Source organism: Thauera sp. ZXT1-4 (assembly GCF_052598215.2).
This window is the reverse complement of record NZ_JBQWSN020000010.1, coordinates 40861-55260: the sequence shown is the minus strand read 5'-3', so window position 1 is coordinate 55260 and position 14400 is coordinate 40861. Positions and strand designations below refer to the sequence as shown.

The following is a 14400-nucleotide window of genomic DNA, read 5'->3' as shown; positions in this document are numbered from 1 at the left end:
ATGTATCCCGCAGATGTTCGAAATCGTCCTCTATCAGCCCGAAATCCCGCCCAATACCGGCAACATCATTCGCCTCGCGGCCAATACCGGTTCGCGTCTGCATCTGGTGGCGCCCCTCGGCTTCGATCTTTCCGACCGGCATCTGGCGCGTGCGGGGCTGGACTATCACGATCTCACCTGCGTCACGGTGCACGGGGACTGGGATGCCTGTCTGGCGGCGCTTGCGGGCAGGCGCATGTTTGCGCTCAGCACCCGGGGAAGCGAGCGCCATGACCGGGTGGCTTACCAGCCCGGGGACGCGCTGGTCTTCGGACCCGAGAGCCGCGGCCTGCCCCAGACCGTGCTGGATGGATTTCCGGCCGGACGGCGGATCCGCATCCCGATGCGGCCGACGAACCGCAGCATCAACCTGTCGAATGCAGTGGCGGTCGTGGTGTACGAAGGCTGGCGTCAGCGTGGTTTTGAGGGTGCGGCCGGGGTGGATGAGGCTGCTCCTGGCGCAGCAGCCGTGGCCGCGCCGTAGCGCCTCGCTCACTCCTCGCGCGGGTCGCGTGCGAGCAGGCGCTCGACTGCGCTGCGCGCATTCATGCCGTGGTGGAGCAAAGCGTCGATGGCCTCGCAGATCGGCATCTCCACGCCGTGCCGGTGCGCAAGCTGTACCACCTCGCGCGCGGTGGAGACCCCTTCGGCGACGTGGCCGAGCTCACGCAGGATGTCGCCCAGACTTTTCCCCTCCGCCAAGGCCAGGCCAACGCGCCGGTTGCGCGAAAGATCGCCGGTGCAGGTCAGGATCAGGTCGCCCATGCCGGCGAGCCCCATCAGGGTCTCGGAGCGGGCACCCAGCGCGCGCGCCAGACGGGTGATCTCTGCCAGGCCGCGCGTGATCAGCGCTGCACGTGCGTTGAGCCCGAAGCCCATGCCGTCCGAAACGCCGGCGGCGATCGCCATCACGTTCTTGACCGCACCGCCGACCTCGCAGCCGACGAGGTCGGTGTTGGCGTAGATGCGCAGGCGCGGCTGGTGCAGCACGCCGACCCAGTGGCGCGCGAATTCGCCGTCACGTGCGGCGAGCGCGACCGCTGCCGGCAGGCTGCGTGCAACCTCCGCTGCAAAGCTCGGCCCGGTGAGGGCTCCGCAGGGTGCAGTGGCGCCGAGTTCCTCTTCAACGATCTCGTGCGGCAGGCGGCCACTACCCGCTTCGAAGCCCTTGCACGCCCACAGCAGGGGGGTGTTGGGCGTCAGCGCGCGCAGCGCGCGTACCGTGCTCCGCAAGCCGGCCAGGGGGGTGACCACCAGGTGCAGTTCGGCATGGCGGGCGGCGTGTTCGAAGTCGGGGTCGATGGCGAGCGCGTCATGCAGGCGCACGCCGGGAAGGTAGCGAAGGTTCTCGCGGTTCTCCGCGATGCTGGCCAGCTGGGCGCGGTCGCGCGCCCACAGTCGAACATCGTGCGAGGCGCTGAATGCCTGGGCGAGCGCAGTGCCCCAGGCGCCCGCGCCGAACACCGTGATCCGGCAGCGGCTCACAGGCCCCAGACCTCATTTGCGCGCACGTAGCCCTCCAGGCCTTCGGCATGGCGCACCCGCGCCCAGCCCAGTTGGGCCGGTTCGACGAGTTGCAGCACGACGTTGCGTGTCGCCTCGAAGGCCGCCTGAGCGTCGGCCTGCGGCTGGTGCCGGATGGTCGCGCGCTCGGCGGTGACGATGACGGTACGCTGCTCGCTGAGCGCGTGGCTCTCGACCCAGTTCAGGGTGCCTTCGGGCTCGCGCACCCGTAGCCAGCCGCCTTGGGTGACGACTACCTCGACCGGGGTGCCGGGGAGCAGGCGGAAGAGCGCGCGGGCCTGGGGGGAAGGCGCGTCGTGCATGACCAGCGAGGGGCCGGCGGACTTGTACTGGATTCCGGGCCCGCCTGCCTGCGCACCCGCGAGGCTGGAGGCCGAGCAAAGCGCGAGGAGGGTGGCGAGGCGCAGCCCCGGACGGCGCTTTGCAGTGCTGCTGGGCGTGCGCTTCATGGGGGATTCCTTACTGGATCGGCACTTCACCGTCGGCGCGCGCGGCGGCTTGCTGGCGCTGCGACTGGTAGAGCGTCTCGAAGTTGACCGGCGCGAGCAGGACTGGCTGGAAGCCTGCGCGGGTGACCGCATCGGACACAGCCTCGCGAGCGTAGGGGAAGAGAATGTTGGGGCAGCCGATCATCATCACCGGTTCGAGGTCGTCCTGCGGCACGTTGCGGATCTGGAAGATGCCTGCCTGTGCAACCTCGATCAGGAACAGGGTGCGGTCCTCGCTGATCTTGGCGTCGACGGTCACGGTGAGCGTGATCTCGTACACGCCATCCTCGATGGCGCGTCCGGCGGTGCTCAGCTGCACATTGATCTGCGGGTTCTCGCGCTCGAGGAAGATCTGAGGTGCGCCCGGTACCTCGACGGAGAGGTCCTTGACGTAGAGTTTTTCGATCGAGAAGACGGGCTGGGTGTTCTGTTCAGACATTGGGATGGATCCGGGTTGGAGTGGATTGGTGATGGGTGCGCCGGCCGGGGACACGCCGGCAGAATGTTCAGGCGGTCAAGCGGATTCGCCCTGCAGAAGCGGGTCGAGGCGGCCGGCTTCTTCGAGCGCGAAGAGGTCGTCGCAGCCGCCGACATGGTAGTCGCCAATGAAGATCTGTGGAACCGTGCGCCGACCGCTGAGCTTCATCATTTCCTCGCGGCGGACGGGGTCGAGGTCGACGCGGATCTTCTCGAGCCCGGCCACGCCCTTGTGCATCAGCAGCTGTTCGGCGCGGATGCAGAAAGGGCAGGTCGCGGTGGCGTACATGCGGACGTGGGGCTGCATGCTCATTTTCGCTTGCGGCTCACCGGATGGCCGGCCTTCTGCCATTCCATCATGCCGCCACGCAGGTTGTAGATGCGGGTGAAGCCGGTCTTGCGGAGCTGGGCGGCGCAGCTGTTGGCGCGGCCGCCGGTGGCGCAGCACAGGATCACCGGGTGATCTTTCAGCTTTTCCAGCTCCTTGCCACGGCGCTCGAACTCGCCCGATGGGATGTGGCGTGCGTTCGGGATGTGGCCCTGGGCGTATTCGCCCTGCTCGCGCACGTCGATGACGATCGCATCCTCGCGGTTCACGAGCAGCGTTGCCTGGACCGGGGAGACCTGGCTTTCGTCGCCGCGGCTGCGGATCAGCTCGACCATCAACCAGGCCCCGGAGACGGCTGCAAGGGCCGCCCAATGCCAATTTTGTTGCAGGAATTCCACTTGAAAGGGGCTCCGTCAGGGTGGGAAGGAATGCGTGAATGAGCGCGTGCTCAGCTTCCGGATGCGTCCACGCCGCAGAAGACCTCGCGCATCAGCACGATGAGCTGGAGCGTGCGCTGATCGCCGACGCGGTAGAAGACGCGATTGGCGTCCTTGCGCGTCTGCAGCACGCCTTTGTCACGCAGGATCGCGAGGTGCTGCGAGACATTGCTTTGCGAGGTGCCGACGGCATCGACGATTTCCTGCACGCACTCCTCTCCGTCGCCGAGTACGCAGAGGATCTTGAGGCGCAGGGGGTGGGCGATGGCCTTGAGCGCGCGGGCCGCTGTTTCGATGTGCTCATGGCGGTCGATGAGCGTGAGGATGTCATTCTGGTTCACGATAGGGGCGGCGCGGGCAAAACGTTAGTATAAAATATTGCGTTGCGCCCATGCAGAACATCCTGCAAGCAAGGGTTTACCACCAGTTTCGTGCCAGCCTCCACTCCTCCCATTTCTCCATCGCGTCCGGGACGCAGCATGCCGCGCCCACGTTTTTGTGGATTGTTCGTCTGCGCCTGGTTTGTTGGCGCCTTGTGGTGCGTCTCGCCCGCGCAGGCGCAGCCTCCTTCCGGCCAGATCGACGAGCACCGTTCGGATCTGGCTGATCTGAAGCAGCGCATCCGCGACCTGCAGCAGGAGATGGCCCGTACGGAGGCAAGCCGTTCCGAAGCGGCGAAGGCGCTTGCCGAGGCCGAGCGCGCCGTGTCGCGTGCAGCCAGGGAGCTCGCGCAGCTTGAGGCGGAGCGTAAGGATGCGGAGAAGAAGCTGGGCGTGCTGGAGGCCGAGCAGCGCGAAACCGCGGGGCGCATCGACAGCCGGCGCAGTGAGCTTGGTGAATGGCTGCGCCGCCAGTACGTGCATGGCGCGGCCGACGGCGTGGCGCCCCTCCTGTCCGCCCGCGACCCGAACCAGCTTGCGCGCGATGCACACTATCTCGAGCACCTCGGGCGGGCGCGCGTCGCGCTGATCGATGGCTTGCGCGCCGACATGCGGGAGACGCAGCGCCGTTCTGAGGAAATCCAGCAGCGCCGCGACCGGCTCGCGACCCTCGAGGACGAGCAGCGTGCGCGCAGGAAGTCCCTCGAACACGAGCAGCAGCAGCGCAAGCAGGTGCTGGCGAGGGTTGCGGGCGAGCTCCAGGCGCAGAAGAAGGCGGTCGGCAGCCTGCAGCAGGACGAGAAGCGTCTCGGGCAGGTCATCGACACGCTGGTGAAGCGCGCCCGTGCCCAGGCGGAGCGTGAGGCCGCCCGGCTGCTCGCCGCGCAGCGCGAGGCCGAGCGCAAGGCGGCGGAGCAGCCCACTGCCTCGGCCGCGGGCAATGCGCGGCCGAGCCTCCCGCGCAGGGTGGAGCCGGTGGTGGGCGAGGTGCGCGCCGCGGCAGCGCCGACCCCATCCGGGGTGCGCTTCAAGGATCTGCGCGGCCAGATGCGCTTTCCGGTGCGGGGCGAACTTGTCGGGCGCTTCGGCGCTCAAAGAGCCGAGGGTGGCACGACCTGGAAGGGGGTGTTCATCCGCGCCGGTTCGGGGATGGAAGTGCGTGCGATCGCGGGCGGAGAGGTGGTCTTTTCGGACTGGTTGCGCGGGTACGGAAATCTCATCATCGTCGACCACGGCAGTGACTACCTTTCCATCTACGGTAACAACGACACCCTGCTCCGGGATGTGGGCGAGCGCGTGGGCGGTGGTGACGTGATCGCCAGCGTGGGCGCAGGCGGAGTGGGCAACGAATCGGGTTTATACTTCGAAATCCGCCACGGCGGTCAGCCGCTCGACCCGATGCAGTGGGTGCGGCTCAACTGACCGAAGGCAAGGCCGGCCAAGTCGCCGGCGCATCAATGGAGTTCTCATGCGCAGCAGCAAGCTGAAACAGTTCGGCCTCGTGATGACCGGCATGGTCGCCGGCGTCCTGATCAGTCTCAATTTTTCCGCCAGTGCCGACCGCAGCGTGCAGGTGCCGCTGCCGGTCGATGAGTTGCGCGCGTACGCGGATGTGTTCAACGCGATCAAGCAGGGCTACGTCGAGCCGGTCGAGGACAAAAAGCTCATCACCGATTCGATCAGCGGCATGCTGTCGGGCCTGGATCCGCACTCGGCCTACCTCGACGCGGAGGCGTTCAAGGATCTGCAGGTGGGTACCCAGGGCGAGTTTGGCGGCTTGGGCATCGAGGTCGGCATGGAGGATGGCTTCGTGAAGGTCATCTCCCCGATCGAGGACACCCCCGCGTTCCGTGCCGGAGTGCAGGCGGGCGACCTGATCGTCAAACTTGACGACACGCCGGTCAAGGGCATGAGTCTGAACGATGCGGTCAAGCGCATGCGCGGCAAGCCCAAGACCGACATCACGCTGACCATCATGCGCAAGGGGCAGTCCCAGCCGATCGTCATCACGCTCACGCGCGAGGTGATCAAGGTCCAGAGCGTCAAGTCGAAGCTCATCGAGCCGGGTTATGCCTATCTGCGTGTCGCGCAGTTCCAGGAGAACACGGCCGTTTCGGTGGTGGATCACCTGAACAAGCTCGCCGCCGAGGGGCCGATGCAGGGTCTGGTGCTCGACCTGCGCAATGATCCGGGCGGCCTGCTGCACGGTGCAGTCGGGGTGTCGGCGGCGTTCCTGCCGCAGGATACGCTGGTGGTGTCGACTGACGGTCGCACCGAGGATGCGCGCCGCGAATACCGCGCCGCTCCGGCCGACTACCTGCGCGGAACGCGGGACGACTTCCTGCGTCGCCTGCCTTCGGTGGCGCGCGAAGTGCCAATGGTGGTGTTGGTCAACGCGGGTTCGGCTTCGGCTTCGGAGATCGTGGCCGGCGCGCTGCAGGATCACAAGCGGGCCACGGTGATCGGCACCCAGACCTTTGGCAAGGGGTCGGTGCAGACCATCCTGCCGCTCAACAACAACACCGCGATCAAGCTCACGACGGCGCGCTATTACACCCCCAGCGGCCGCTCCATCCAGGCAAAGGGCATCGAGCCCGACGTCATCGTGGAGGAAAGCGCCAACGGCTCGAGCCGCCGCGTGCGCGAGGCTGACCTGCTTCGCCATCTCGGCAATGATCGTGACCCCGAGGCCGAAGCCAAGGCCGCCGCCGAGAAGGCGGAGGGCAAGCCCGCCGAGAGCGAGGAAGAGACGGAGCCGGTGCGTTTCGATTTCGGAGGGGAGGACGACTACCAACTCCAGCAGGCAATTCGCCTTCTCAAGGGTGAGCAGATCGTCCAGAATGAAAAATAAACCATGAGGATGGGAGGGGAATGATGCGCAGGGAGACCGCCTACAAGCTGGCTGGCAGGCATCACGACCGTCCCTTGCCTGGCGCCGACATCCACAAGCAGCGTGAGATCCGCTTCAAGGGCCTGCCTCCCGGGCAGGTCGAGCGGGCCTGGAAGGCGCTTCAGGCGTTGAAGGGCCTGCAACTAGAGCGTGACGACGAGACCCTGACGATCGTCGTGCGTTACTCGGTGCTCGACTATTCGCTCGAGACGCTCGAGGACGCCCTGCGTGATGCCGGCTTCGCGCTTGAGAATTCGCTTTACGTCAAGCTGGTGCGCGCCCTGGTGTATTTCTGCGAGGAAACGCAGCGCCACAACCTGCTTTCGCCCGAGCGGCTGATCAAACAGTCGCACGAGGTGTACATTCAGGCCTGGGACCACCAGTTGCACGGTGATCACGACGACACGCCCCCCGAACTGCGCGAGTACAAGTAGCCTCCATTCGATGAACGACGATCAACTGCTGCGCTACAGCCGCCACATCCTGCTGCCCGAGGTCGATGTCGAAGGGCAGCAGCGCTTGCTTGATGCGCGTGCGCTGATCGTCGGGGCGGGCGGACTGGGTTCGCCGGCAGCGATGTACCTCGCGGCAGCGGGTGTGGGCACACTCGCCATTGCAGACGACGACGAGGTCGATCTCACCAATCTGCAGCGCCAGATCCTCCACAGCGCCGACCGGGTGGGGGCGCCCAAGGTGGTTTCTGCGCGCGAGACCCTGCATCGGCTCAATCCGGAGACCCACATCGATCCGATCCGGCAGCGCCTTTCGGGCGCGGCGCTGGAAGAGGAAGTCGAGCGTGCCGACGTGGTGCTCGACTGCAGCGACAATTTCGCCACCCGCCATGCGATCAACCGCGCTTGCGTGCGCTTGCGCAAGCCCCTGGTCTCCGGGGCCGCGATCCGCTTCGACGGGCAGGTTTCGGTGTTCGACCTGCGCAACTCCGACGGCGCCTGCTACCACTGCCTGTTTCCCGAGGGGGAGGATCTGGAAGAGGTTCGCTGCGCGGTGATGGGGGTGTTTGCACCCATCGTCGGCATCATCGGCACGATTCAGGCGGCCGAGGCCCTGAAGCTGCTGATCGGCTGCGGCACCACCCTGGATGGGCGCTTGCTGCTGCTGGACGGGCTGTCCATGGAGTGGCGCAGCGTCTCGCTTGCACGCGACCCGGGCTGCGCGGTTTGTAGCCGACGGGCCTGAGCGGACCGAGCCTGCTTTTCAGGCAGCGGAGCGCGGACGGGCGATCAGGCGCAGATCCGGCCCGATCATTCGCAGGTCGCGGATGTCGAGCCGCGTGGCGCCCTCTAGGGCCGCGAGTGCGGGCAGGTTGAACAGTCCGTGTGCCGCGTCCCCGACCAGCATTGGCGCGAGGTACAGCAGCACTTCGTCCACGCAACCTTCGCGCATCAGCGATCCATTGAGTTTGAAACCGGCTTCCACGTGGATCTCGTTGAGACCGCGCGCGCCCAGTTGCAGCAACAGTTGGGGGAGATCCACCTTGCCCGCGGCATCGGGCACGATCAGTACCTCGTGGCCACGGTCGCGTAGCGCGGTGATGCGCGCTGCGTCCGCGCTTGCGGTGGCAATCAGGATGGGCGCGCCCTGAAGGATGCGCGCAGCGAGTGAAACCTGCAGACCTGCATCGACCAGGATGCGTAGCGGCTGTCGCGTGCAGGGGACGTCGCGCACGGTGAGCTGGGGGTCGTCCTCGCGCACGGTACCGATGCCGGTAAGGACCGCACAGGCGCGGGCGCGCCAGCGGTGGCCATCGGCACGGGCGGCGGCACCGGTGATCCATTGGCTGACGCCGTTCTCGAGCGCGGTCTTGCCGTCCAGGGTGGCTGCGGCCTTCAAGCGCACCCAGGGCCTGCCGCGCGTCATGCGGGACACGAAACCGATGTTGAGTTCGCGCGCCTCATCTTCGAGCAGGCCGTACTCGGTGCGGATGCCCGTCGCGCGCAAGCGCTCCAGACCGCGACCGCCAACCAGGGGGTTGGGGTCCACCATGGCGACCACCACGCGCGTCACGCCCGCGTCGATGAGCGCATCGGCGCAGGGCGGTGTGCGGCCGAAGTGCGAGCAGGGCTCGAGGGTCACGTAGGCGGTGGCGCCGCGGGCTGCGCCCGCCGCTGCGCGCAGGGCGTGGATTTCGGCGTGCGGCTCGCCGGCGCGCTCGTGCCAGCCTTCGCCCACGATCTCCCCGTCGCGCACCAGCACGCAGCCGACGCGCGGATTGGGGGAGGTAGTGTCCAGGCCGCGGGCTGCGAGTTGCAGCGCGCGCGCCATGGCAGCATGGTCAGCCGCCGAAAAGGTCATGCTCGGGGTCGGATTCGGGTTTGGAAACCTTGGCGCGGCGTGGACGCGTCTGCACCTCGCGGATCACTTCGGAGAACTCATCGACGTCGGCGAAGTTTCGATACACCGACGCGAAGCGGATGTAGGCGACCTTGTCCAGCTTCTTGAGCTCCTTCATGACCAGTTCGCCGATCCTCTCGCTCGGCACTTCCTGTTCGCCCAGCGCCAGCAGCCTGGCCTCGATGCGGTCAAGGGCGGCGTCGATCGCCTCGATTGTCACCGGGCGTTTGCGCAGGGCCAGCTTCATGCTTCCGGCGAGCTTGGCGTGGTCGAACTCGGTCCGGTTGCCGTTGCGTTTGACGATGTGCGGCATCTTCAGATCGATGCGCTCGTAGGTGGTGAAACGCTTGTCGCATTTCACGCAGCGACGGCGACGCCTCACGACGTCGCCGTCCTCGTTCTCGCGAGTGTCGGTGACCTGGGTGTTCGGATCACCGCAGAAAGGGCATTTCATGGGCTGCGCGGCGCATGGGGGCGTCGACCGCCCCCTTTGTGCGCCTTACTCGCCGTACACCGGAAATCTTGCGCACAGCTCGGCCGCCTGGGCGCGCACGCGTTCGATCACGCCCTCGTCGTCCGGCGCATCCAGTACGTCCGCGATCATGTGTGCGACCTTCTCGACCTCGATCTCGGTAAAGCCCCGGGTGGTAACTGCCGGCGAGCCGATGCGGATGCCGGAGGTGGTGAAGGGCTTCTCGGGATCGTTCGGGATCGAATTCTTGTTGACCGTGATGTGGGCCTTGCCCAGCGCTGCCTCCGCAGCCTTGCCGGTGATCTTCTTGTTGCGCAGGTCGACCAGGAAGACGTGGGACTCGGTGCGGCCGGAAATGATGCGCAGGCCGCGCTCCTCGCCCAGTACGCGCGCCATGACGCGGGCGTTGGCGATCACCTGTTCCTGATAGTTGCGGAACTCGGGCGAGGCTGCTTCCCTGAAGGCCACCGCCTTGGCTGCGATGACGTGCATCAGCGGACCACCCTGCAGGCCCGGGAAGATCGCCGAGTTCAGCGCCTTCTCGTGTTCGGCCTTCATCAGGATCACCCCGCCGCGTGGGCCACGCAGGGTCTTGTGGGTCGTCGAGGTGACGACGTCGGCGTGCGGCACCGGGTTGGGGTAGAAGCCTGCAGCGATCAGGCCGGCGTAGTGGGCCATGTCGACCCAGAAGATCGCGCCGACATCCCTCGCCACCTTTGCGAAACGCTCGAAGTCAATGCGCAGCGAATATGCCGACGCGCCGGCGACGATGATCCTCGGTTTCGTCTCGTGGGCGAGGCGCTCCATCGCGTCGTAGTCGATCTCTTCCTTCTCGTTCAGGCCGTACGCAACGACCTTGAACCACTTGCCCGACATGTTCAGCGGCATGCCGTGGGTGAGGTGGCCACCTTCGGCCAGGCTCATGCCCATGATGGTGTCGCCCGGTTTCGCGAAGGCCATCAATACGGCCTGGTTTGCCTGCGAGCCGGAGTTGGGCTGCACGTTGGCGGCTTCGGCGCCGAACAGGGCCTTGAGGCGGTCGATCGCGAGCTGCTCGGCCACATCCACGTGCTCGCATCCGCCGTAGTAGCGCTTGCCCGGATAGCCCTCGGCGTACTTGTTGGTGAGCTGGGAGCCCTGGGCTTCCATTACCGCGTGGGAGACATAGTTTTCCGAGGCGATCAGTTCGATGTGGTCTTCCTGGCGCTTGTTTTCGGCCTGGATGGCGGACCACAGTTCGGGGTCGAATTTGGCGAGGGTGTCTTGCGAGGAGAACATGTCGGAAGCTCGAAGAAGGATTTGTTCGGCCGCAGGCGCATGCTCGCCTGCGGGCTGGGTTCAGCGCGGGAGTTTATCACGTGCGCGCATGCACAAAAAAAGGCGCGCATCGAACACGATGCGCGCCTCGTGAGGATCTCCGTCGCTGGGCTTACCAGCCGCCGTTCCCCACCCCGCCGCCGTTGCCGCCGCCGTCATTCCAGCCACCACCGAAGCTGCCGGGGATCTCGAGTTGCATGGAGTCGGGGTCGAATTCAACCGGCTTGTCGAGGCTGAAGGTGACGATCTCCGGGAAGACCAGCAGCAAGGTGAGCATGAACAGCTGGATGAGCACGAAGGGGATCGAGCCGCGGTAGATGTCCATCGTCTTCACGCCTTCCGTTTCGCGTCCTGTGACGCGATCGAGGAAGGGCTTCGCGGGTGCGACGCTGCGCAGGTAGAAAAGGGCGAAGCCGAACGGCGGGGTCAGGAAGGAGGTCTGCAGGTTCATCGCCAGCATCACGCCGAACCAGATCAGGTTGATGTCGAGCTTTTCGGCCACCGGTGCCAGCAGGGGGACCAGAATGAAGGCGATCTCGAAGAAGTCGAGGAAGAAGCCGAGCACGAAAACCATCAGGTTCACGAACAGCAGGAAGCCGATCTGGCCACCCGGCAGCTTGTCGAACAGGTGCTCCACCCAGAGCTGACCGTCGACCGCGATGAAGGTGAAGCTGAACAGCGTCGAGCCGATGAGGATGAACAGCACGAAGGTCGACAGGCGGGCAGTCGACTGCAGCGCATGCTTGAGCAGCGGCATGTCGAGCCGGCGTCGCATCAGCGCCATCAGCAGCGCGCCGACCGCACCCATGGCGCCGCCTTCGGTGGGAGTGGCTACGCCCAGGAAGATCGTGCCCAGCACGAGGAAGATCAGCGTGAGCGGCGGAATCAGCACGAAGGTGACGCGCTCGGTGATGCGCGACAGCAGGCCAAGGCGGAAGAGCTTGTTCAGGGCGGCGCCAAAAAATGCGATCAGCGTGCCGACGGTCAGCGAGACGACCACTGTTTCGTCCGTGGGGGGCGTGCGCTCCACACCCGAGATGGCGGAGGCGATGTCGGCGTAGAAGTAGCCGAAGGCGACCGTCAGGACCGTGACGAAGATGGAGAAAACGCCCAGCGAGCGCATGCCTGAGCTGCCGTCCGGTTCTCTATACTGGCGTGCCTCGGGTGGCAGTGCGGGCACCATCTTCGGCTTGAACATGGCCAAGCCGATGATGAAGAGCACGTACATGCCGATCAGCATGAACGCCGGCAGGAAGGCTCCGCGGTACAGGTCGCCGACGCTGCGGCCAAGCTGGTCGGCCATCACGATCAGCACCAGTGAGGGGGGCACGGCCTGGGCCAGCGTGCCCGAGGCGGTGATCGCGCCCGAGGCGATCGCGCGGCTGTAGCCGTAGCGCAGCATGATCGGCAGCGAGATCAAGCCCATCGAGATCACCGACGCGGCAACCACGCCGGTGGTGGCGGCGAGCAGCGCGCCCACGAGGATGACCGCGAGTGCGAGCCCCCCCCGGATCGGGCCGAACACCTGGCCTACGGTGTCGAGCAGATCCTCCGCCATGCCGCTGCGTTCGAGAACCAGACCCATCAGGGTGAAGAAGGGGATCGCAAGCAGCGTGTCGTTCTGGATGATGCCGAACACCCGCAGCGGCAGGGCCTGAAAGAGGCTCACCGGCAGCAGGCCCATCTCGATGCCGATGAAGCCGAACATCAGCCCCGTTGCCGCTAGCGCGAAGGCGACCGGAAAGCCGCTGAGCAGGAAGATCGCCAGCGCGAGAAACATCAGCTGCGGCAGGCTGGAAGAGAGCATTTCGATCATTTGCGGGTCTCGCTGACGGAGGCGAGGGCGATCTCGGTCGCGTCGGCGACCTCATCGACGGCCGCCAGAAGCGGATTGGGCGCGAGTCCCCTGAGGAAGGCGACCCGCTTGATGAGTTCGGAGATCGCCTGCAGCCCCAGCAGGGCGAAGCCGGCAGGAACAAGGGCGTAAACCGGCCAGCGGATCAGGCCGCCCGCATTGGAGGACATCTCGTTCGAAAGATACGCGTTCTTTACCAGCGGCCAGGAGAACTCGATCATGAACCAGCACATCGGGAGCATGAACAGCACGATGCCGACGATGTCGATGATGTTTCGGGTACGCATGGACAGGCGGCTGGCGAGCACGTCGATGCGCACATGGGCGTTTTGCAGGAATGCATAGCCTGCACCGAGCAGGAAGACGGCCGCAAACAGGTACCACTGGATTTCGAGGTAGGCGTTGGAGCCGATGTTGAACACCTTGCGCGCGATCGCGTTCGTGGCGCTGATCAGCGTGGCGGCGAGCACGAACCACATCGTGGACTTGCCCACGATGCGTGTCAGCCCGTCGATCAGCCTGGATAGGCGGAGGAGGTTTCCCATGGGGTGGCCTGGATGCGGTGGTCGGACGACACTGCCGGACGCTGCGTGATGCAGGCCCGGTCAGCGAGGAGTCGAAGATGCAGAAACGGGCGCTTCCCGCGCAGAAGCCGGGAAGCGCCGCGCATCTTAAAGCTTTTGTGCGGCCATGTACTGCGAGTAGTTGCCTTCGGCGACCGCAAACCACTGCACCTGGTCAGCCATGAAGCGGGAGTAGTCGGGGAAGACCTTTTGCCAGTTCGGGTTTTTCGCCGCGATCTCCTCGTACACTTCGCGCGATGCCTTGAAGGCGGCATCCATCACGTCACGCGGGAAGCGGTTCAGCTTGGCGCCTTCGGCCACCAGTTGCTTGAGTGCGCCCGGGTTGCGCCCATCGTAGCGCGCCTGGCAACGTACATGCGCGTCGGCTGCCGCGAGTTGGACGATCGCCTGATACTCCTTGGACAGGCTGTTCCACTGCTTGTCGTTGATGTAGACGGAGAACTGGGTGCTGCCTTCCCACCATGCGGGGAAGTAGTAGTTCTTCGCGACCTTGTAGAGGCCGAGCTTGAGGTCGTCGTAGGGGCCGATCCACTCCGCGGAGTCGATCGTGCCTTTCTCCAGCGCCTGGTAGATTTCGCCGGCAGGGATGTTCTGGGGCACGGCACCGAGCTTGCTCAGCACGCGACCGCCGAAACCGCCGATGCGCATCTTCAGGCCGTTGATGTCGGCGACCGAGTTGATCTCCTTGCGGTACCAGCCGCCCATTTGCGCGCCGGTGTTACCGCAGGGCAGGTTTACGATGTTGTATTGCGCGTAGAACTCGCGCATGAGCTTGAGGCCATCGCCCTCGTTCATCCAGGCGGTCATCGCACGCGAGGCCATGCCGAAAGGCACTGCGCAGTCGAGTGCGAAGGTCTCGTCCTTGCCGAAGAAATAGTAGGGCGCGGTGTGAGCGCATTCCACGGTGCCCTGTTGCACGGCGTCGACTACGCCGAAGGCGGGGACCAACTCACCGGCCGGATAGACGGTGATGTTGAACTTGCCGCCGGTCGCGTCGGAAACGTTCTTCGCGAAGATCTCCGATGCCCCGAAGACCGTGTCGAGCGACTTCGGGAAGCTTGACGCGAGGCGCCAGCGGATCTGTTCCTGCGCGTGCACGATGGCGGGGGCGGCGCCGGTCGCGAGAATGCCGGCCATACCGGCGCCCTGAATGAATTTGCGACGTTCCACGATGTCTCCTTTGGTGTTGGTTTGCAACCGCGACCGATTATAAGGAGCGTGCCAGTACTGGCGAAAACCGAGGAAAACCCTTATCCG

At 65.6% G+C, this 14400-nt stretch carries 17 protein-coding genes; 5 read left to right on the top strand and 12 right to left on the bottom strand.

Going from position 1 to position 14400, the window contains the following annotated elements; all coding sequences use genetic code 11:
* The first annotated feature begins 13 nt into the window (after positions 1–13).
* Positions 14–523 (top strand): tRNA (cytidine(34)-2'-O)-methyltransferase, encoded by a 510-nt coding sequence (locus ACUH78_RS09845; RefSeq protein ID WP_445333367.1) that lies wholly within the window; start codon positions 14–16, stop codon positions 521–523.
* 8 nt (positions 524–531) lie between these two features.
* On the opposite strand, the gene ACUH78_RS09840 is transcribed toward ACUH78_RS09845, so the two are convergent.
* The 6 genes from ACUH78_RS09840 to ACUH78_RS09815 form a co-directional block, all read right to left on the bottom strand.
* Positions 532–1524 (bottom strand): NAD(P)H-dependent glycerol-3-phosphate dehydrogenase, encoded by a 993-nt coding sequence (locus ACUH78_RS09840; RefSeq protein WP_445333366.1) that lies wholly within the window; start codon positions 1522–1524, stop codon positions 532–534.
* Entirely contained in the window at positions 1521–2012 is a 492-nt protein-coding gene (locus ACUH78_RS09835) for an SH3 domain-containing protein (RefSeq protein WP_445333365.1), read from the bottom strand. Before ACUH78_RS09835 ends, ACUH78_RS09840 begins: the two co-directional genes overlap by 4 nt.
* A 10-nt stretch (positions 2013–2022) precedes the next feature.
* A complete protein-coding gene (secB, locus tag ACUH78_RS09830; protein WP_418364954.1) occupies positions 2023–2490 on the bottom strand; it encodes a protein-export chaperone SecB in 468 nt (155 codons plus the stop codon).
* Positions 2491–2565: 75 nt separating this feature from the next.
* The gene (gene grxC, locus ACUH78_RS09825; protein WP_418364955.1) at positions 2566–2835 is read right to left on the bottom strand and encodes a glutaredoxin 3; all 270 of its coding nucleotides are present in this window, start codon (positions 2833–2835) and stop codon (positions 2566–2568) included.
* 2 nt (positions 2836–2837) lie between these two features.
* Positions 2838–3254 (bottom strand): rhodanese-like domain-containing protein, encoded by a 417-nt coding sequence (locus ACUH78_RS09820; RefSeq protein WP_445333364.1) that lies wholly within the window; start codon positions 3252–3254, stop codon positions 2838–2840.
* Between the two features lie 50 nt (positions 3255–3304).
* Positions 3305–3634: an ArsR/SmtB family transcription factor gene (locus tag ACUH78_RS09815; protein ID WP_445333363.1), complete on the bottom strand. Its 330-nt coding sequence runs from the start codon at positions 3632–3634 to the stop codon at positions 3305–3307.
* A gap of 138 nt (positions 3635–3772) precedes the next feature.
* Here ACUH78_RS09815 and ACUH78_RS09810 point away from each other — a divergent pair, with 138 nt between their 5' ends.
* Genes ACUH78_RS09810 through ACUH78_RS09795 form a run of 4 tightly spaced genes read left to right on the top strand, consistent with a single transcriptional unit; the run spans position 3773 to position 7760 of the window.
* On the top strand, positions 3773–5095 hold the full coding sequence (locus ACUH78_RS09810; RefSeq protein ID WP_445333362.1) for a murein hydrolase activator EnvC family protein: 1323 nt from the start codon (positions 3773–3775) through the stop codon (positions 5093–5095).
* 46 nt (positions 5096–5141) lie between these two features.
* The gene (locus ACUH78_RS09805) at positions 5142–6524 is read left to right on the top strand and encodes a S41 family peptidase (RefSeq protein WP_418364959.1); all 1383 of its coding nucleotides are present in this window, start codon (positions 5142–5144) and stop codon (positions 6522–6524) included.
* Positions 6525–6547: 23 nt separating this feature from the next.
* Entirely contained in the window at positions 6548–6997 is a 450-nt protein-coding gene (locus ACUH78_RS09800; RefSeq protein ID WP_418365003.1) for a hypothetical protein, read from the top strand.
* A gap of 10 nt (positions 6998–7007) precedes the next feature.
* On the top strand, positions 7008–7760 hold the full coding sequence (locus ACUH78_RS09795; RefSeq protein ID WP_445333361.1) for a HesA/MoeB/ThiF family protein: 753 nt from the start codon (positions 7008–7010) through the stop codon (positions 7758–7760).
* An 18-nt stretch (positions 7761–7778) separates the two neighbouring features.
* On the opposite strand, the gene ribD is transcribed toward ACUH78_RS09795, so the two are convergent.
* The 6 genes from ribD to ACUH78_RS09765 all read right to left on the bottom strand — a co-directional run bounded on the left by ribD (position 7779) and on the right by ACUH78_RS09765 (position 14313).
* Positions 7779–8876 carry a bifunctional diaminohydroxyphosphoribosylaminopyrimidine deaminase/5-amino-6-(5-phosphoribosylamino)uracil reductase RibD gene (gene ribD / locus ACUH78_RS09790; protein ID WP_445333360.1) on the bottom strand — a complete coding sequence of 366 codons (1098 nt, stop codon included), beginning with the start codon at positions 8874–8876 and terminating at the stop codon, positions 7779–7781.
* On the bottom strand, positions 8857–9369 hold the full coding sequence (nrdR, locus tag ACUH78_RS09785; RefSeq protein WP_445333359.1) for a transcriptional regulator NrdR: 513 nt from the start codon (positions 9367–9369) through the stop codon (positions 8857–8859). Before nrdR ends, ribD begins: the two co-directional genes overlap by 20 nt.
* Positions 9370–9414: 45 nt before the next feature.
* Positions 9415–10665 carry a serine hydroxymethyltransferase gene (gene glyA, locus ACUH78_RS09780; protein WP_418364963.1) on the bottom strand — a complete coding sequence of 417 codons (1251 nt, stop codon included), beginning with the start codon at positions 10663–10665 and terminating at the stop codon, positions 9415–9417.
* 151 nt (positions 10666–10816) lie between these two features.
* Positions 10817–12520: a TRAP transporter large permease gene (locus tag ACUH78_RS09775; RefSeq protein WP_445333358.1), complete on the bottom strand. Its 1704-nt coding sequence runs from the start codon at positions 12518–12520 to the stop codon at positions 10817–10819.
* Complete coding sequence (locus tag ACUH78_RS09770; protein WP_445333357.1) at positions 12517–13104, bottom strand: TRAP transporter small permease subunit; 588 nt, start codon at positions 13102–13104, stop codon at positions 12517–12519. Before ACUH78_RS09770 ends, ACUH78_RS09775 begins: the two co-directional genes overlap by 4 nt.
* 126 nt (positions 13105–13230) lie before the next feature.
* Entirely contained in the window at positions 13231–14313 is a 1083-nt protein-coding gene (locus tag ACUH78_RS09765) for a TRAP transporter substrate-binding protein (RefSeq protein ID WP_445333356.1), read from the bottom strand.
* Positions 14314–14400 lie beyond the last annotated feature (87 nt).

Coding starts and splice junctions, on each gene's coding strand:
- ribD (WP_445333360.1), bottom strand. CDS start 8,876: ATGACCTTTTCGGCGGCTGACCATGCTGCCATGGCGCGCGCGCTGCAA.
- ACUH78_RS09800 (WP_418365003.1), top strand. CDS start 6,548: ATGCGCAGGGAGACCGCCTACAAGCTGGCTGGCAGGCATCACGACCGT.
- ACUH78_RS09845 (WP_445333367.1), top strand. CDS start 14: ATGTTCGAAATCGTCCTCTATCAGCCCGAAATCCCGCCCAATACCGGC.
- ACUH78_RS09795 (WP_445333361.1), top strand. CDS start 7,008: ATGAACGACGATCAACTGCTGCGCTACAGCCGCCACATCCTGCTGCCC.
- grxC (WP_418364955.1), bottom strand. CDS start 2,835: ATGCAGCCCCACGTCCGCATGTACGCCACCGCGACCTGCCCTTTCTGC.
- ACUH78_RS09810 (WP_445333362.1), top strand. CDS start 3,773: ATGCCGCGCCCACGTTTTTGTGGATTGTTCGTCTGCGCCTGGTTTGTT.
- ACUH78_RS09770 (WP_445333357.1), bottom strand. CDS start 13,104: ATGGGAAACCTCCTCCGCCTATCCAGGCTGATCGACGGGCTGACACGC.
- nrdR (WP_445333359.1), bottom strand. CDS start 9,369: ATGAAATGCCCTTTCTGCGGTGATCCGAACACCCAGGTCACCGACACT.
- ACUH78_RS09775 (WP_445333358.1), bottom strand. CDS start 12,520: ATGATCGAAATGCTCTCTTCCAGCCTGCCGCAGCTGATGTTTCTCGCG.
- secB (WP_418364954.1), bottom strand. CDS start 2,490: ATGTCTGAACAGAACACCCAGCCCGTCTTCTCGATCGAAAAACTCTAC.
- ACUH78_RS09835 (WP_445333365.1), bottom strand. CDS start 2,012: ATGAAGCGCACGCCCAGCAGCACTGCAAAGCGCCGTCCGGGGCTGCGC.
- ACUH78_RS09805 (WP_418364959.1), top strand. CDS start 5,142: ATGCGCAGCAGCAAGCTGAAACAGTTCGGCCTCGTGATGACCGGCATG.
- glyA (WP_418364963.1), bottom strand. CDS start 10,665: ATGTTCTCCTCGCAAGACACCCTCGCCAAATTCGACCCCGAACTGTGG.